This is a genomic window from Komagataeibacter rhaeticus (assembly GCF_003207855.1).
Classification (GTDB): domain Bacteria; phylum Pseudomonadota; class Alphaproteobacteria; order Acetobacterales; family Acetobacteraceae; genus Komagataeibacter; species Komagataeibacter rhaeticus.
This window is the reverse complement of record NZ_NKTZ01000008.1, coordinates 23,111-37,798: the sequence shown is the minus strand read 5'-3', so window position 1 is coordinate 37,798 and position 14,688 is coordinate 23,111. Positions and strand designations below refer to the sequence as shown.

At 64.4% G+C, this 14,688-nt stretch carries 14 protein-coding genes; 4 read left to right on the top strand and 10 right to left on the bottom strand.

The features are described from left to right. Positions 1-154: 154 nt before the first annotated feature. Genes CFR78_RS09610 through CFR78_RS09595 form a run of 4 tightly spaced genes read right to left on the bottom strand, consistent with a single transcriptional unit; the run spans position 155 to position 4,356 of the window. On the bottom strand, positions 155-742 hold the full coding sequence (locus CFR78_RS09610; protein WP_007399277.1) for an HAD family hydrolase: 588 nt from the start codon (positions 740-742) through the stop codon (positions 155-157). Next, the gene (locus CFR78_RS09605; RefSeq protein ID WP_034931544.1) at positions 739-1,233 is read right to left on the bottom strand and encodes a hypothetical protein; all 495 of its coding nucleotides are present in this window, start codon (positions 1,231-1,233) and stop codon (positions 739-741) included. Before CFR78_RS09605 ends, CFR78_RS09610 begins: the two co-directional genes overlap by 4 nt. Before the next feature lie 16 nt (positions 1,234-1,249). Beyond that, positions 1,250-2,389 (bottom strand): DegT/DnrJ/EryC1/StrS family aminotransferase, encoded by a 1,140-nt coding sequence (locus tag CFR78_RS09600; protein ID WP_034931541.1) that lies wholly within the window; start codon positions 2,387-2,389, stop codon positions 1,250-1,252. Then, entirely contained in the window at positions 2,386-4,356 is a 1,971-nt protein-coding gene (locus CFR78_RS09595; RefSeq protein WP_034931539.1) for a polysaccharide biosynthesis protein, read from the bottom strand. Before CFR78_RS09595 ends, CFR78_RS09600 begins: the two co-directional genes overlap by 4 nt. Before the next feature lie 67 nt (positions 4,357-4,423). Between CFR78_RS09595 and CFR78_RS09590 the strand changes: the two genes are divergently transcribed. Next, a complete protein-coding gene (locus CFR78_RS09590; RefSeq protein WP_034931537.1) occupies positions 4,424-5,461 on the top strand; it encodes a glycosyltransferase family 4 protein in 1,038 nt (345 codons plus the stop codon). Positions 5,462-5,526: 65 nt separating this feature from the next. On the opposite strand, the gene CFR78_RS09585 is transcribed toward CFR78_RS09590, so the two are convergent. From CFR78_RS09585 to CFR78_RS09575, 3 genes are all read right to left on the bottom strand, one after another. Further along, positions 5,527-5,982: a hypothetical protein gene (locus tag CFR78_RS09585; protein ID WP_007399272.1), complete on the bottom strand. Its 456-nt coding sequence runs from the start codon at positions 5,980-5,982 to the stop codon at positions 5,527-5,529. Positions 5,983-6,031: 49 nt separating this feature from the next. Then, on the bottom strand, positions 6,032-6,454 hold the full coding sequence (locus tag CFR78_RS09580) for a MarR family winged helix-turn-helix transcriptional regulator (protein ID WP_110581098.1): 423 nt from the start codon (positions 6,452-6,454) through the stop codon (positions 6,032-6,034). Positions 6,455-6,618: 164 nt separating this feature from the next. After that, positions 6,619-8,058, bottom strand: coding sequence for a leucyl aminopeptidase family protein (locus CFR78_RS09575; RefSeq protein WP_110581097.1), 1,440 nt, complete (start codon positions 8,056-8,058; stop codon positions 6,619-6,621). A 127-nt stretch (positions 8,059-8,185) separates the two neighbouring features. Between CFR78_RS09575 and CFR78_RS09570 the strand changes: the two genes are divergently transcribed. From CFR78_RS09570 to fdxA, 3 genes are all read left to right on the top strand, one after another. Beyond that, the gene (locus tag CFR78_RS09570; RefSeq protein ID WP_034931533.1) at positions 8,186-10,801 is read left to right on the top strand and encodes a helicase-related protein; all 2,616 of its coding nucleotides are present in this window, start codon (positions 8,186-8,188) and stop codon (positions 10,799-10,801) included. Positions 10,802-10,806: 5 nt separating this feature from the next. Next, a complete protein-coding gene (locus CFR78_RS09565; RefSeq protein ID WP_007399268.1) occupies positions 10,807-11,106 on the top strand; it encodes an RNA-binding S4 domain-containing protein in 300 nt (99 codons plus the stop codon). Between the two features lie 189 nt (positions 11,107-11,295). Continuing rightward, positions 11,296-11,628 carry a ferredoxin FdxA gene (fdxA, locus tag CFR78_RS09560; protein ID WP_034931530.1) on the top strand — a complete coding sequence of 111 codons (333 nt, stop codon included), beginning with the start codon at positions 11,296-11,298 and terminating at the stop codon, positions 11,626-11,628. Between the two features lie 131 nt (positions 11,629-11,759). Here the strand turns inward: fdxA and cyoD are convergent, their stop codons facing one another. Genes cyoD through cyoB form a run of 3 tightly spaced genes read right to left on the bottom strand, consistent with a single transcriptional unit; the run spans position 11,760 to position 14,688 of the window. Then, positions 11,760-12,089, bottom strand: a complete 330-nt coding sequence (cyoD, locus tag CFR78_RS09555; protein ID WP_014106571.1) for a cytochrome o ubiquinol oxidase subunit IV — start codon at positions 12,087-12,089, stop codon at positions 11,760-11,762. Next, on the bottom strand, positions 12,089-12,694 hold the full coding sequence (cyoC, locus tag CFR78_RS09550) for a cytochrome o ubiquinol oxidase subunit III (protein ID WP_034931528.1): 606 nt from the start codon (positions 12,692-12,694) through the stop codon (positions 12,089-12,091). Before cyoC ends, cyoD begins: the two co-directional genes overlap by 1 nt. Next, positions 12,694-14,688: a cytochrome o ubiquinol oxidase subunit I gene (cyoB, locus tag CFR78_RS09545; RefSeq protein WP_007399264.1), complete on the bottom strand. Its 1,995-nt coding sequence runs from the start codon at positions 14,686-14,688 to the stop codon at positions 12,694-12,696. The genes cyoC and cyoB overlap by 1 nt, the downstream gene beginning before the upstream one ends.

The following is a 14,688-nucleotide window of genomic DNA, read 5'->3' as shown; positions in this document are numbered from 1 at the left end:
CGCAGGCAGACATCTGCCTCAGGGGCCGCATGCCCGTTCCTGACCATGCCCCCGATCATACCCGGGGGCTGTAGTCAGGCCACAGCCCTGGTGCACTGCCCCCGCCGGTGTCGATATATTTCGGGCGGACGAAGTGGACCCGATCCGGTTATCCCTATCCGGCCAGCAGGGTATTCACATCCACATGCGCCATGCCCGCGCGGGTGGCGGCCAGCATGCCCTCGCGGCTGTCCTCGAACACCAGGCAGGCACCAGGTTCAAGCGCCAGCCTGCCCGCCGCCAGCAGGAACATGTCCGGCGCGGGCTTGGGGTTTTCCACGTCATCTATGGTGATGATGGCGTCAAACAGCCGTTCCAGCCCCAGATGGCGCAGGCAGGCCGAAACGATCCGCCGCGACCCGTTGGACGCCACCGCCATGGGCAGGCGACCATGGTAATGGCGGGCAATATCCGCCACCACCGTGATCTCGCGCAGCGCATGCAACTGCTGGAGCATGCCATCGCGCGCCCGGGTTATGATGCCCTCGCGGTCCACGCCGCGGCCCAGCTTTTCCTCGATGATGTCAAGCACCATGTGCTCCGACATGCCACCATGGCCATGGAACCACTCCAGCGGCACGTTCTGGCGCAGGCTGTCCTCCAGCGCCGCGATCCAGCCCTCACGGTACATGGGCAGGCTGTCGACCAGCGTGCCATCACAGTCAAAGATCAGCCCGGCCGTGCTGTGTGGCACAAGGCTCATGGGAAAGCGGACCGGGGATAGTCATACTGGTTGACCAGATCACGCAGCGCGTTGAAATCCTTGTCCTTGTAGTGATGGAAGCGGATGACGGCGCCCGGCTTTTCCTCCACGAACACGGTATTGTTCCAGTCCGCCGCACTGATGCCGGTCCAGAGCGTGATACGGTAGGGAGTGGGCTGCCCCCCTGCCTGCGGCTGCTGGCCTGCAGGCGGCGCCACCTGCATTTCCAGCACGGCATCCCCGCTGGAAGGCGGCGTCTGGCCCAGCGGGCCCCAGCCCTTGGTATGGGCCTGCATCCAGTCATTGAGCGCATGGACCTGGGCTGCGGTCAGCGGGCGCTCCGCGCGCATCGGGCCGATTGAAATGGTGCCGCTTTCCATGGTGGGAAAGCTCATCGGGCGGAAATTGGGCATGGCCATGTACCACAGCCCCGCCGCCGTACCGATGGTAATGAACAGGAACCCGATCAGCAACGCTGTCTCGCGTCTCATTGTCGTATGATCTCCCTCAGGACTCGCACACGGCCGCGATAATCCGGCCTACGTCGTTATCCGACAGTTCAGGATGCAGCGGCAGCGCCATGATGCGGCGCGACAGGTCCTCGGCCACGGGCAGGGCCGCCCCGTCATGGCTGGCCCTGTAGGCAGGCTGCTGGTGCAGCGGGCGCGGATAGTAGATGGCCGAGGCGATGTTGTGCCCCTTCAGCCTGTCCTGCAGTGCGGCGCGCGCGTCTTCCCCCTTCGTCAGTACGGAATAGACCGACCACGACCCGTGGCTGTCCGGCACGCGGGCGGGCGGGATGACATGACCTGCAAGGCCACGGTCATAGGCCGCGGCGATTTCGCGCCGGCGTTCAAGCTCCATGTCGAACACATCCAGCTTGGCCAGCAGGATGGCGGCCTGGATCGTATCAAGCCGTGCGTTCATGCCGGTGCGCAGGACTTCGTAGCGGGTCCTGCCTTCGCCATGCGTGCGCAGCGAGCGGTAAAGTTCGGCGCGCGCCGGGTCATCGGTCAGGATGCCGCCCGCATCGCCATAGGCCCCCAGCGGCTTGGAGGGGAAGAAGGACAGCGTGGTCGCCACCGCCTCACGCCCCAGCCTGCGGCCGCCCAGCGTGGCACCAAAGCCCTGGGCGCAATCCGCCATCAGGAACAGCTTCTCCTCCGCCGCGATCGCGCGCAGTTCCGCCCACGGCGCGGGCTGGCCGAACAGGTCCACCCCGATCACCGCGCGCGGGCGCAGCCTGCCCGCCCTGCGCACGTCCGCGATGCGGCTGCGCAGGCTGGCGGGGTCGATCTGGAAAGTAGCGGGGTCCACATCCACGAATACCGGGGTTGCGCCCAGCACCAGCGGCACCTCCGCCGTGGCGGTATAGGTGAAGGCGGGCAGGAACACGGCATCGCCCGCGCCGATTCCCTCCGCCATCAGCACGATCTGGATGGCGTCCGTGCCCGATGACACGCCAACACACTGCGCGGCACCGCTGTAGCTGGCCAGCCGCCCCTCCAGTTCCGCGACTTCAGGACCCATGACAAAGCGGCAGTGCTGCATGACCGCATCGACACGCTGCCTGATTTCCTTGGCGATCAGGCTCTGCTGCTGGGGCAGGTTCAGAAAACCTATGGGTGTCTCCACCGGAGCGTTCATGATGCATTCCTTTCCACATCGATCTGCCCCGCCGGGTCGGGCATGTCCATGCCATGCGGGTTATGGGCAAATTCGGGTACAAGCCTCCGGACCAGATCCAGCGCACGGGCGCCATCACCATCCCGGCATGCCACTGTAAGTGCATCCATGATATTGGCGACCTGCGCAAGGTCCACCGTACGCGGCGTTGCCATCCGCAGGCCGGGACAGCCGGTGGGCTGCAGGATTTCCTTTTTGTAAAACAGGTCTTCCGTCAGCTTTTCGCCCGGTCGCAGGCCCGTGAAACGGATGTCGATGTCACGCCCCGGCCGCAGCCCGGCCAGCACGATCATCTGGCGTGCCAGATCCACGATCCTGACCGGCGTGCCCATGTCCAGCACGAACACCCCCCCCCGGCGCAGCGGGGCGGCAAGCCCCGTGGCCTGCACCCCCGTGCCACAGGCCGTGGCCTGCAGGACCAGCCCCACCGCTTCGGACACGGTCATGAAATACCGCTCCATGCGCGGATCGGTGACCGTAAGCGGGCCACCACGCTCCAGCTGGTGGCGGAACAGCGGGATGACCGATCCGGTCGATCCCATGACATTGCCAAACCGCACGCTGACGCAGCGCATGCCGGTGGCGCCATCCGTCATGTCGCGGGCCTGTACGTCCAGTGCCTGACAGTACATTTCCGCCACCCGCTTGGACGCCCCCATGACCGAAGCGGGATTGACCGCCTTGTCCGTCGAGACCAGCACCATCGCCCGCGCCCCATGCCGGGCGGCGATATCGGCCACGATACGGGTGCCCGTCGCGTTGGTCAGCAGGCCCTCGCAGGGGTTTTCCTCCACCATGGGAACATGTTTCAGCGCGGCGGCGTGAAAGACCAGTTCCGGCTGGAAACGGGCAAAAACCCGTTCCATGCGGGCAGGATCACGAATATCGGCCAGCACCAGATGGCGTGCCGGCTCCGGCGCGTTTTCCGCCAGGTCTATGTCCACCTGCCACAGCGCGAACTCCCCCACATCCAGCAGCACCAGTTCAGCGGGGCGGTGGCGGGCAATCTGGCGGGCCAGTTCACTGCCGATCGTGCCACCCGCCCCGGTAATCAGCACGCGCCTGCCCCCCAGCAGGCCAGCCAGTCCCTGCGCATCGGGCAGCAGGGCCGGGCGGTTGAGCAGGTCCGCCAGCCGGACCGGATGCAGGGGGCCCGCCTGCCCCCCGGCAATACCCGACAGGTCGGGCATGCAGCGCACGCGGGCACCCGTTTCCTGCACCATCCGCAGCACACCGGAAAGCCGCTCCCCCCTGAAGCGCCCGTCCGCCACGACCAGCAGCACGTCACCATCCCGCGCCATGGCGGAAACGATACGGCGCAGTTCCGTCACCTGCCCCAGAACCGGCACGCCGCGCACCCGCCGCCCCGGCCTGCGCTGGCGGCTTTCCACCACCATGCCCACGACACGCCCCGCCATGGCGGGCATGAGCTTCAGGAACCGCGTGGTGTCGGCCTCACTACCCAGCACGATCACGGGGCAGCCCACCCGCCCGGTACGCGGGCCTGCCTGCCGCCAGCGCTGGTAGGCCGCCCGCGTGGCCGCCATGCACACGAAGGCCGCCATGCCGTAGCTGACGCACCAAGACGCGGCCCCGACCCCCCTGTCGCCCGCTGCCGCCAGCACCCCCATGACCAGTACGCCCGCCAGCACGCAGGCGCAGCCCAGCCGCCAGAAATCCGACCGCCCGGCAAAGCGCCAGTGCTGCACGAAAATGCGAAACGGCAGTCCCCCCGCCGCAATACCGCCCAGCCCCAGCCCGGCCACGCCCCATAGCGGCCAGCCCCCGGGCGCGTGACCGCACAGGCCAACCGCCCCAAGGGCCGCCACGGCCCCCATGATCACATCAAGGGCGCTGTTTACCGCTATGGTCCGTGTCATGCGCAGGCATGTGGCAAGAGAACGGCTGCCGGAGGATTGCGTCACCATTACTCTCTCCCTATAGCCGAGCAGGGCAGGGGCAAGAAGGAGAGATCATGCACCGCACCGTGCTTTCATGACGCCACCGCCTTCCACGCATGACGGGGCCACCCTCGCCGCCGCGCTGCTGGTGGGTGCCGCTGCCGTGGCGGCACTGCTGTCGCGCCGGGTCATCGGGCTGCACGTCATGGATTATCCGGGCAGCCGCAGCGCGCACGCCGCCCCCGTGCCCAAGGGCGGGGGACTGGCCATCCTGACCGTTTTCGTCATTGGCGTGCCGCTGCTGCAGCGCATGTTCCACCACCATCCCGATGTGGGGGACGTGACACTGCTGGCCGCAACCGCATGGCTGGGCCTGTTCAGCTGGCGTGACGACATGCGCCCCATGCCGCCGCTGTGGAAGCTGGGGGCACAATGCGCCGCGGGCATGCTGGTGGCATGGGGCGGCATGGCGGCGTCAGGGCACAGCGTAACCCTGCCGGGGCTGGCATGGCGCATGCTGTGGCTGGTCATGCTGTGCAACGTGCTGAATTTCATGGACGGGCTGAACGGACTGGCCAGTGGCTGCACGCTTATCGCGGCCCTTGCCACGGCGGCACTCTGCCTGATGGCGCAGGGCGGCGTGGAGACATGGGGCACCGCACTGCTGCTGGCCGCGGGCATAGCGGGCTTCCTGCCCTTCAACTTTCCCCATGCCCGGCTGTTCATGGGGGATGTGGGCAGCCAGTGCTGCGGGCTGGTGCTGGGCGCGCTGGGGCTGCACATGGCCACCATGCCCCGGCTGGCGCACGGGGCGGCGCTCATGCCGCTCATGCTGTGTGGCCTGCTGGCCGATGTGGGCCTGACCCTGCTGCGCCGGGCATGGCTGCGGCGGCCCGTCATGCAGGCGCATCGTGAACATGTCTACCAGATGGCCCATCGCGCGGGCCTGCCCGCCCCCTTTGTCACGCTTCAGGCATGGGGGGCGACACTGTGCGGCGCGCTGGCGGCCATGGTGGTGGGCCTGCATGGCGCGCGCCCGGCCATGTCCCTTGGCGTGCTGCTGTGCCTGCAACTGGCCTGGACCGTGGTCGTGACCCGGCTTGTGCGCCGCACGCCCGGGCTGCACTGGTAGCAAAAGGAACAGGGGAACGGCCTGCTGGCCATTCCCCTGTCCGTGCAGCCGACAGTGGATCGTATTTATTTGGTCAGGGTAATCTTCATGCCCTGTGCCGCAGCGGCCAGACGACCGCCGGAACTGGATGTATCAAGCCGGATACGCACGCCCGCCGGATTGTTGAGCAGTACGGCCCCGATGCCGGTCCCCGCCGTCACATCACCGTTGACGGCGGCGTAGCTTCCCTCGAAATCCTTGACCCGGGTCAGGTTATAGACCGTGCCATGTCCCTTGATGTTGGCATACCCCACCGCCGCCAGTGACCCGCCTTCAATCCTGAAGCGATAGGTATGGTGCTGGAACACGAGCTTGCCCGTGCCCCATGTGTGACCAACGCCGATATCAAGCGACTTGAACTTCATGGTCACCTCGCCCGACGGCGTGCCAAGCGTGGACTCCTCGGCCATGGCGGCGTGGGGAAGACCGGCCAGCGGAGCCAGGACGAGTGCGAGAACAGCCAGACGGCGTGACATAAGCATGGGATCAGACCCTTTCCATCCTTGGGTGCAATATTGACCCGCAGATAACTCAGCCCGCGCGGCGCAGTTCCTCGACCCCGCGCACACGCTGCGGCCTGCGGGCCGGGGCGGCTTCCTTTTCCTGGATCGCGGTCGCGGTCTCGGTCACGATCTTGCACAGCTCACGCAGGTAGGCCTTGCCCTTGGGCGTGTAGCGGATCAGCACGGAACGGCGGTCCATCTGGTCCTGCACGCGACGCACAAGGAACAGCGCCTGCAGCCGGTCCAGCGCACGGGTGATGGCGGGCTTGGACACGTTCAGCTCTGCGGCAAGGTCGCGGACCGTCTGCTCGTCATTGGTGAGATAGCAGGTCAGGAACACGGCCAGCTGGCGTGCCGAAAGATCCGGCCCGTCGCGGCGGACCATGGCGACAATGGTGTCGCGCAGGGCGTTGATCGTCTGGTCCTGATTAGTCTGTGATGCCTTGACCATCGGTTGAAATCCTCTGTCGAATGTCAGGTCCGGCTCCCTGCCCGCGCAAGTGCGGGAATCGGGCCGGACCTGGAATGATGTCGTTTGCTACTGCCTATATAATTGGCATTTACGGCATATATAAGTCGCAGCAAGCAAATTAGTTCGCATCCGGCATTGTTTCTTTAGTGGTGCATTCTGTCCTCGATATTAAATATTTTTAATATCCCTTCGTAAGTCGCTCTTAAACCAAGACTTTCTCCACCTTCCGGTTTGCCAAGCCGTGCAGAATCATTCCATCCGTAGGTGTCGATATGAACCCAGCGCACATCAGTTTTGACAAAATTCTCCAGAAAAAGGGCCGCCGTAATGGCCCCGGCCATCGGTTTGGATGAAATATTGTTCAGGTCTGCCACCGGACTGCGCAGCCATTTCCGGTAGCCCGGCCATAGCGGCAGCCGCCACAGCGGGTCGCCACAGGCCATGCCCGCGGCAACGAAAGCGGCTCCCGTTTCCTCATTGTTGCTGAACAGGGCTGGAACATCCGGGCCAAGGGCCACGCGGGCCGCGCCGGTCAGGGTGGCCGCGTCAACCAGCAGGTCGGGCTGGCGCGCGCAGGCCGCGTGCAGCAGGTCGCACAGCACGAGTCTGCCCTCCGCATCGGTATTGCCGATTTCCACCGTCAGCCCCGCGCGCGTCCGCACCACGTCGGACGGGCGCATGGCATGACCGGATACGCTGTTTTCCACGCAGCCCAGCCGCAGTTCCAGCCTGACGGGCAGGTCACGCAGCATGATCAGGCGCGCCAGCCCGAGCATGATGGCAGCGCCCCCCATGTCCTTTTTCATCCGCAGCATGCCGGCTGGCGGTTTGAGGTCGTAGCCACCCGTATCAAAACACACGCCCTTGCCCGCCAGTGAAAGAAGCGGGGCATCATCCGTGGCGGTGCTGCCCTGCCAGTGTGCTTCCACCACGCAGGGCGCGCGCTCCGATCCCATGCCCACATGCCGCACGGTCGGGAAATCCTGCGCCAGGCGGGCACCACGCAGCACCGAGACATGCGCCCCCAGTGGCAGCAGGGCCGCTTCCGCCGCCGCTGCCAGATCATCCGGCCCCATGAGGTTGGGGGGCGTATTGATGAGCGAGCGGGCCAGGTTCATGCACTGCGCCATCTGGCTGGCGCCATGTCCCTCCGCCCCCACCACCAGCCGCGCCGCCGGGGCGGCGGGCGCGTTTTCCCGCCCGAATGCCGGCATCCGGTAGGCGCCAAGGCAGAAGCCAAGCGCGATGTCGCCCGCTGCCACCTCCGCCGGGGCGCTGACCCGCCACAGCCCGGCGGGCAGCGAGTCGGGCAACGCGCCGAATACGAACGGGTCGGCCCCTTCCGCTTCATCCCCCATGCCCAGCAGGGCGGTGGCAACCGTGCCATCGGCCCCCGGCAGCAGCTGGATCTGGCCATGCCGGGCGACAAAACCGGCCTGCGTGGCAAAGCGGGCCGCCCCTTCCTCCACCAGCGCGGCCAGTTCACCCAGCATGCCGGGGCGGATGGCATGCACCACCCCTACCGGCTCATGCCCCACATGATCGGCGGCGACCAGACTGTCCTGTCCTTGCAAGCTGTTCATCGAACGTCCCTTCGTGCATGGCTTTATATCAGGCAGGGTGCGTCCGGCTTTGCGCCAACGCAACACCCCGGCTGGCCCGCATGCTGTTTTGCTTGCATTTGCGGCCACTTGGCCGGAGCATGGGGACATGACGGGTGTACCCAAGGGCACTGGTGGCCCCTATCGCGCAGCGGCCGGGCAGGGTTCCGGCCTCCCTTCCGACACGACGGTGCGGGCCGTACTCGGCCCGACCAATACCGGAAAGACCCATCTGGCCATAGAACGCCTGCTGTCACATGGCTCGGGCATCATCGGTTTCCCGCTACGGCTGCTGGCGCGCGAGAACTATGACCGCATGGTGGCCCGCAAGGGCGCGCAGGCCGTGGCCCTGATAACGGGTGAGGAAAAGATCGTTCCCCCCAATGCCCGCTGGTTTTCATGCACGGTGGAAGCCATGCCGCTGGACCGGCGGGTGGAATTCGTGGCGGTGGATGAAATCCAGCTCTGCGCCGATCCCGACCGGGGCCATATCTTTACCGACCGCCTGCTGCATGCGCGCGGCACGGCGGAGACGATGTTCCTGGGTGCCGACACCATCCGCAACCTGATCCGCAGGCTGGTGCCGGGCATCGAGATCGAACACCGGCCCCGCCTGTCGCAACTGACCCATGCCGGGGGCTGCAAGCTGACGCGCCTGCCGCCGCGTTCAGCCATTGTCGCCTTTTCCGCCAGTGAAGTTTACGCCATTGCCGAACTGCTGCGCCGCAGGCGGGGTGGGTGCGCCATTGTCATGGGCCAGCTTTCACCGCGCACGCGCAACGCGCAGGTTGCCCTTTATCAGGAAAAGGAAGTCGATTACCTGGTTGCGACCGACGCCATCGGCATGGGGCTGAACATGGATGTGAACCATGTGGCCTTTGCCAGCCTGTCCAAATTCGATGGCACGCGGGTGCGCCCGCTCAACGCGGGGGAAATAGCCCAGGTGGCGGGCCGTGCCGGGCGTGGCCTGCGCGATGGCACGTTTGGCACCACCGGTACCTGCCCGCCCCTCCATGAAGAACTGGCCGAAGCGGTGGAGGAACACCGCTTCGACCCGCTGACCCGCCTGGCATGGCGTAACAGCACGCTTGATTTCTCGTCCGCCCCGGCCCTTCTGGCCAGCCTCAACCAGGCTTCCCCCCGGCCGGAACTGGTGGCGGGGCATGAGGCCAGCGACGTACTGGCCCTGTCGGCCCTGGCGGCAAGCACCGAGATCCGCCCGCTGATCCATTCCCGTGCGGCGACGCGGCTTCTGTGGGAAAGCTGCCAGATCCCCGATTTCCGCAAGCTGGGGGATGACAGCCATATCCGCCTGTGTGGCCGTATCTTTACCCATCTCATGACCGATGGCCGCATCCCCGCCGCGTGGATGGAAAACCAGATCACCCATTTCTTCCAGACCGAAGGCACCATAGACAGCCTGATGCAGCGGCTGGCGGGCATAAGGGTATGCAGCTATGTCGCGGCCCGTACCGGATGGATCACCAATGCCGCGCACTGGCAGGCCCGCACGCGGGAGGCAGAGGACCGCCTGTCCGATATCCTGCACGAACAGCTGACCGCCCGCTTTGTCGACCGCCGCGCCACCACCCTGATCCGCAGGCTGGATGAAGGCGGGCATGACAGCCTGCTTTCCGCCGTGACCGCGCAGGGCAATGTGGTGGTCGAAGGCCACGAGGTCGGGCGGATTGCCGGGCTGGACCTGATTGCGGGCGACCATACGGATGCGGAGGATGGCCGCCTGCTCATGCGTGCGGCGCGTCGGGCGGTGCGCAGCGAGATACCACGCCGCGTCGCCCTGCTGGTGGGGGATGATGACCGGCAGTTCGCCTTCTCCGCCGATGGCACGCATGTCATATGGCAGGGCATGCCGATTGCCCGCATGCAGCCGGGCAGCACAATCCTTTCGCCGCGCCCGCAGGTGCTCGACAATCCGTTGCTGGACAATGCCCAGCGCGAGCGCATCCGGGGCCGGCTGCAGTCATGGATCAGCCAGGTGGTGCATGAACATCTTGCCCCCCTGTTTGCCGTGCAGGCTGCCGTGGCCGGCACACCCGAGCTGAGGGGACTCGTCCACCGCCTGGTGGAAGGCGCGGGCATCGCCCCACTGCCCCGTGGCGAGCGCCCCCGCCCCGACATGCTCCGCCGCCTGCGCCAGCTTGGCATACGGGTCGGGCATTACAGCCTGTTCATGCCCGCGATCCTGAAGGAACGCCCGCTGCGGCTGCGCGGCTGGCTGGTGGCGATCAGCCTGAACATGGCCTGCCCGCCCCTGCCCGCCATGAGCCGCATCACCCTGGCACCCGATGCCCTGCCCGCCCCCTTTCTGGACCGGATGGGCTGGCTGGACGCAGGGCCGGTGCGCATCAGGCTGGATATCGCGGAGAAGTTCATCCTGGAACTGGCGCGCATGACCCGCCATGCGCCCATACCCCTGCCCGCGCTGCTGGCATCGCGTCTGGGCGTGCGGCGCGAGATGCTGCCCGCCCTGATGAAGGGGCTGGACATGCGTGTCTATCACCCCCGGCCCATGGCGGCTGACAGCTACGGCCCGCCAGCCCCCCTCATGATCCGGTTCCAGCCCCGAACGGGAGAGAACCGGAAGGACAACACGACCCGTGCCCCACGCCGCAAGGCTGGCAGACCACCGCCGGTCACGCCGGCCCGCGCCACGCGGCCCGACAGCCCCTTTGCCGCCCTCGCCACCCTTTTCAAGCGCTCCTGACCGCCATGAAACAGACCCCGCCCCCTGCAATGCCAACCGCCCAGCGACTGGACCTGTGGCTGCTCCATGCCCGCTTTGGCCGCAGCCGCACGGCCTGCGCGCAACTGGCAACAGGGGGGCATGTGCGCATAAACCGCCAGCGTGTGACCAAGGCCCACGCCCAGGTGCATGTTGGCGATATCCTGACCCTGCCCTCGCCAGACAGGAAAACGGTGATCGTAATTCGCGTCAGGGCCTGCGCGGAACGGCGGCAATCCGCCCCACTTGCACAACTTCTGTATGAAATTGTTCCGGAAACCGCCTGAATATTGTGGCGCTACCGCCAATGCTGGCACTGATTGTGCATTACCTGCGGTCTTGGGCTTGCCACGGCCCGAAAACACTCTCATATCTTCCGCCATTCCCGATGAGGTCGTATCCCCTGTGATGCCTCATCCCTTTCAATGGCCGGGCCTATTGCCGCAGGCCGCACAAATAATGATCGGAGATAGGCGATGACCTATGTGGTCACCGAAAACTGCATTCGCTGCAAATTCACGGATTGTGTCGAAGTCTGTCCGGTTGACTGCTTCTACGCGGGTGAGAATTTTCTCGTAATCAATCCGGATGAATGCATCGACTGCGGTGTGTGCGAACCCGAATGCCCGGCTGAGGCCATCTTCCCCGATAGCGACGACCGCGCCACCCCCTGGGCCGAGCTGAACGCCAAATACGCCGCCGTGTGGCCCAACATCACGCGCAAGCTCGATGCCCCGGCCGATGCCGAGGAATGGAAAGACAAGCCCAACAAAAAAGATCTTCTCTCCCCCGAACCCCAGAAGGGCTGATCCCGGCTTCTTTACCGCAGGGTCGCTTTTCCCAATAAAAAAGACCGGCACGGTTCCCCGTGCCGGTCTTTTTTTATGCTGTCCGGCCCGGGGGTGGTTTGCCCCACCCCCGAACCCCGACATGACGCCGCTTAGCGCGACATCATGTTGATGGACGTGTCATGCATGATGAACATCGTGCCGGCCACAAGGACCAGAACCGACAGCACCGTGAAGACAAATGCCATGACATTCCAGCGCTGTTCGGACGAACCGTTCATGTGCAGGAAGTAGATCAGGTGAACAACGATCTGGACAACCGCCAGCAGGGCAATCGCCCCGCCCGTGGCGGAGGGTGACATCGCATGCGACATCACCAGACCAAACGCCGCAACCGTCAGGATCACGGCCAGTACGAACCCGGTAAGGTAAGACCCTACGCTCCCGTGGCTCTCTCCCGAGGAAGAAATATGGTCTCCCATCAGATCACACTCATCAGATAGACAAAGGTGAAGACACAGATCCAGACGATGTCCAGAAAGTGCCAGAACAGGCTGAGGCAGGTCAGCTTGCCGATCATGCGCTCGTTCAGCTCGGTCTTGCCAGCCGTCTGGAACAGCAGGACCGCCATCCACAGCAGGCCGCAGGTGACATGCAGGCCATGCGTGCCAACCAGCGTGAAGAAGGACGACAGGAACGCGCTGCGATCCGGGCCGTTACCTTCGGCAATCATGTGCGAGAACTCACGGATTTCCATGAACAGGAAGCCCAGGCCCAGCAGGAAGGTCACCCCGAGCCAGGTCCGCATGGTGCTGACCTTGTTCTCGTGGGCGGCAATCATGCCAAAACCATAGGTGATGGAGCTGAACAGCAGGATTGCCGTTTCAATGCCAACACCCGAAAGCTCGAACACTTCGTGGCCGGTCGGACCGCCGGCAAACTGGTCACGCAGCACCGCGAACACTGCAAACAGTGTACCGAAGATGATGCAGTCCGTCATCAGATACAGCCAGAACCCGAACACCACGGGAGATTCGTGGTGTTCATCATGGGCATGGGCTGCATCAGCAGTCATGTTTTGCGCCATTATTCCGCTGCCTGTGCTGCCATAAGGTTATGGGTGTGCTCCTGCTCAATGCGAACCACCTCGGACACCGGCACATAGTAATCGACGTCATTGTCGGACGAACGGGCGATCACCGTAGCGATGACGCCAATCAGACCAACAGCCGCCAGCCACCAGATGTACCAGATCGCGCCGAAGCCAAGCACGAAGCTGAAGGCACCGATCAGGAAACCGCATGCCGTGTTCTTGGGCATGTGGATCGGCTGATAGTTGCCACCGGCCTGACGGGTGTCGATACCGGCTTCCTTGTCATGAGCAAAGGCATCCAGCTCATGCACTTCCGGCAGGATAGCAAAGTTGTAGAACGGCGGGGGCGAGGACGTGGACCATTCCAGCGTACGAGCGTTCCAGGGATCGCCCGTCAGGTCACGGTTCTCGGCCAGGTTACGGTCACGGATCGAGACATACAGCTGGGTCAGCTGGCACACGATACCGCAAGCGATCATGACAGCGCCAACTTCAGCCAGCAGCAGCCACGGGTGCCATTCGGGGTTGTCGTAGTGGTTCATACGACGGGTCATGCCCTCGAAACCAAGGACATACAGCGGAACGAAGGCAAAGTAGAAGCCAACGAACCACAGCCAGAACGCGCGCTTGCCCCAGGCTTCGTTCAGCTTGAAGCCGAAAGCCTTCGGGAACCAGAAGTTCATGGCGGCAACGTAACCGAAATACACGCCACCGATGATCACGTTATGGAAGTGGGCGATAACGAACAGCGAGTTGTGCAGGACGAAGTCAGAGGCCGGAATGGCCAGCATGACACCCGTCATACCACCGATCGAGAAGGTGATCATGAAGCCGATCACCCAGTACATGGTCGCATGGAATTCAATGCGGCCCTTGTACATCGTGAACAGCCAGTTGAAGATCTTCACGCCGGTCGGAACCGCGATGATCATCGTCATGATACCGAAGAACGCGTTGACGTTCGGGCCGGCACCCATGGTGAAGAAGTGGTGAACCCACACCACCAGCGACAGGACCATGATGGAAGCGGTCGCATAGACCATGGTCTTGTAGCCGAACAGCGGCTTGCGGGAGAAGGTCTGCGTGATTTCGGAGAACGCACCGAAGGCAGGCAGAACCAGGATGTACACTTCCGGATGGCCCCAGCCCCAGATCACGCTCAGATAGAGCATCTGGTTGCCGCCGCCGTCATTGGTGAAGAAGTGCATGCCCAGGTAACGGTCCAGACCCAGCAGGCCCATGGCCACGGTCAGGATCGGGAAGGCAACCATGATCAGCACGGTCGTGCAGAAAATGGTCCAGGTGAACACCGGCATGCGCATGTAGGTCATGCCCGGCGCACGCATCTTAACGATGGTGGCGAAGAAGTTCACACCCGTCAGCAGCGTGCCCACACCGGACAGCTGGACCGCCCAGATATAGTAGTCAACACCGACGCCGGGGCTGAACTGCTGCTCGGACAGGGGCGGATAGGCCAGCCAGCCGCACTGCGAGAACTCACCGATGAACAGCGAGACGTTGACCAGCAGAAAGCTGATGGTCGTCATCCAGAAGCTCAGCGTGTTCACGAAGGGGAAGGCCACGTCGCGCGCACCGATCTGCAGCGGCACCACGATGTTCATCAGACCCTGCATGAACGCCATGGCCATGAAGAAGATCATGATGGTGCCGTGGGCGGAGAAGATCTGGTCATAGTGGTGCGGCGGCAGGTAGCCGGGGTTGCCGGCATAGGCCAGCGCAAGCTGGGAGCGCATCATGATCGCGTCCGCAAAACCACGGAACAGCGCCACGAGGGCCACAACGATATACATGACACCAATGCGCTTGTGGTCGACCGAGGTCAGCCATTCACGCCACAGGTAGCCCCATTTACCGTAATAGGTGATGAGACCGACAACAGCGAGGCCAGCAATGGCCGCACCGATGAACGTCCCAACAAGGATCGGCACATCATAAGGAATGGCCGACAAAGTCAATTTGCCAAACAT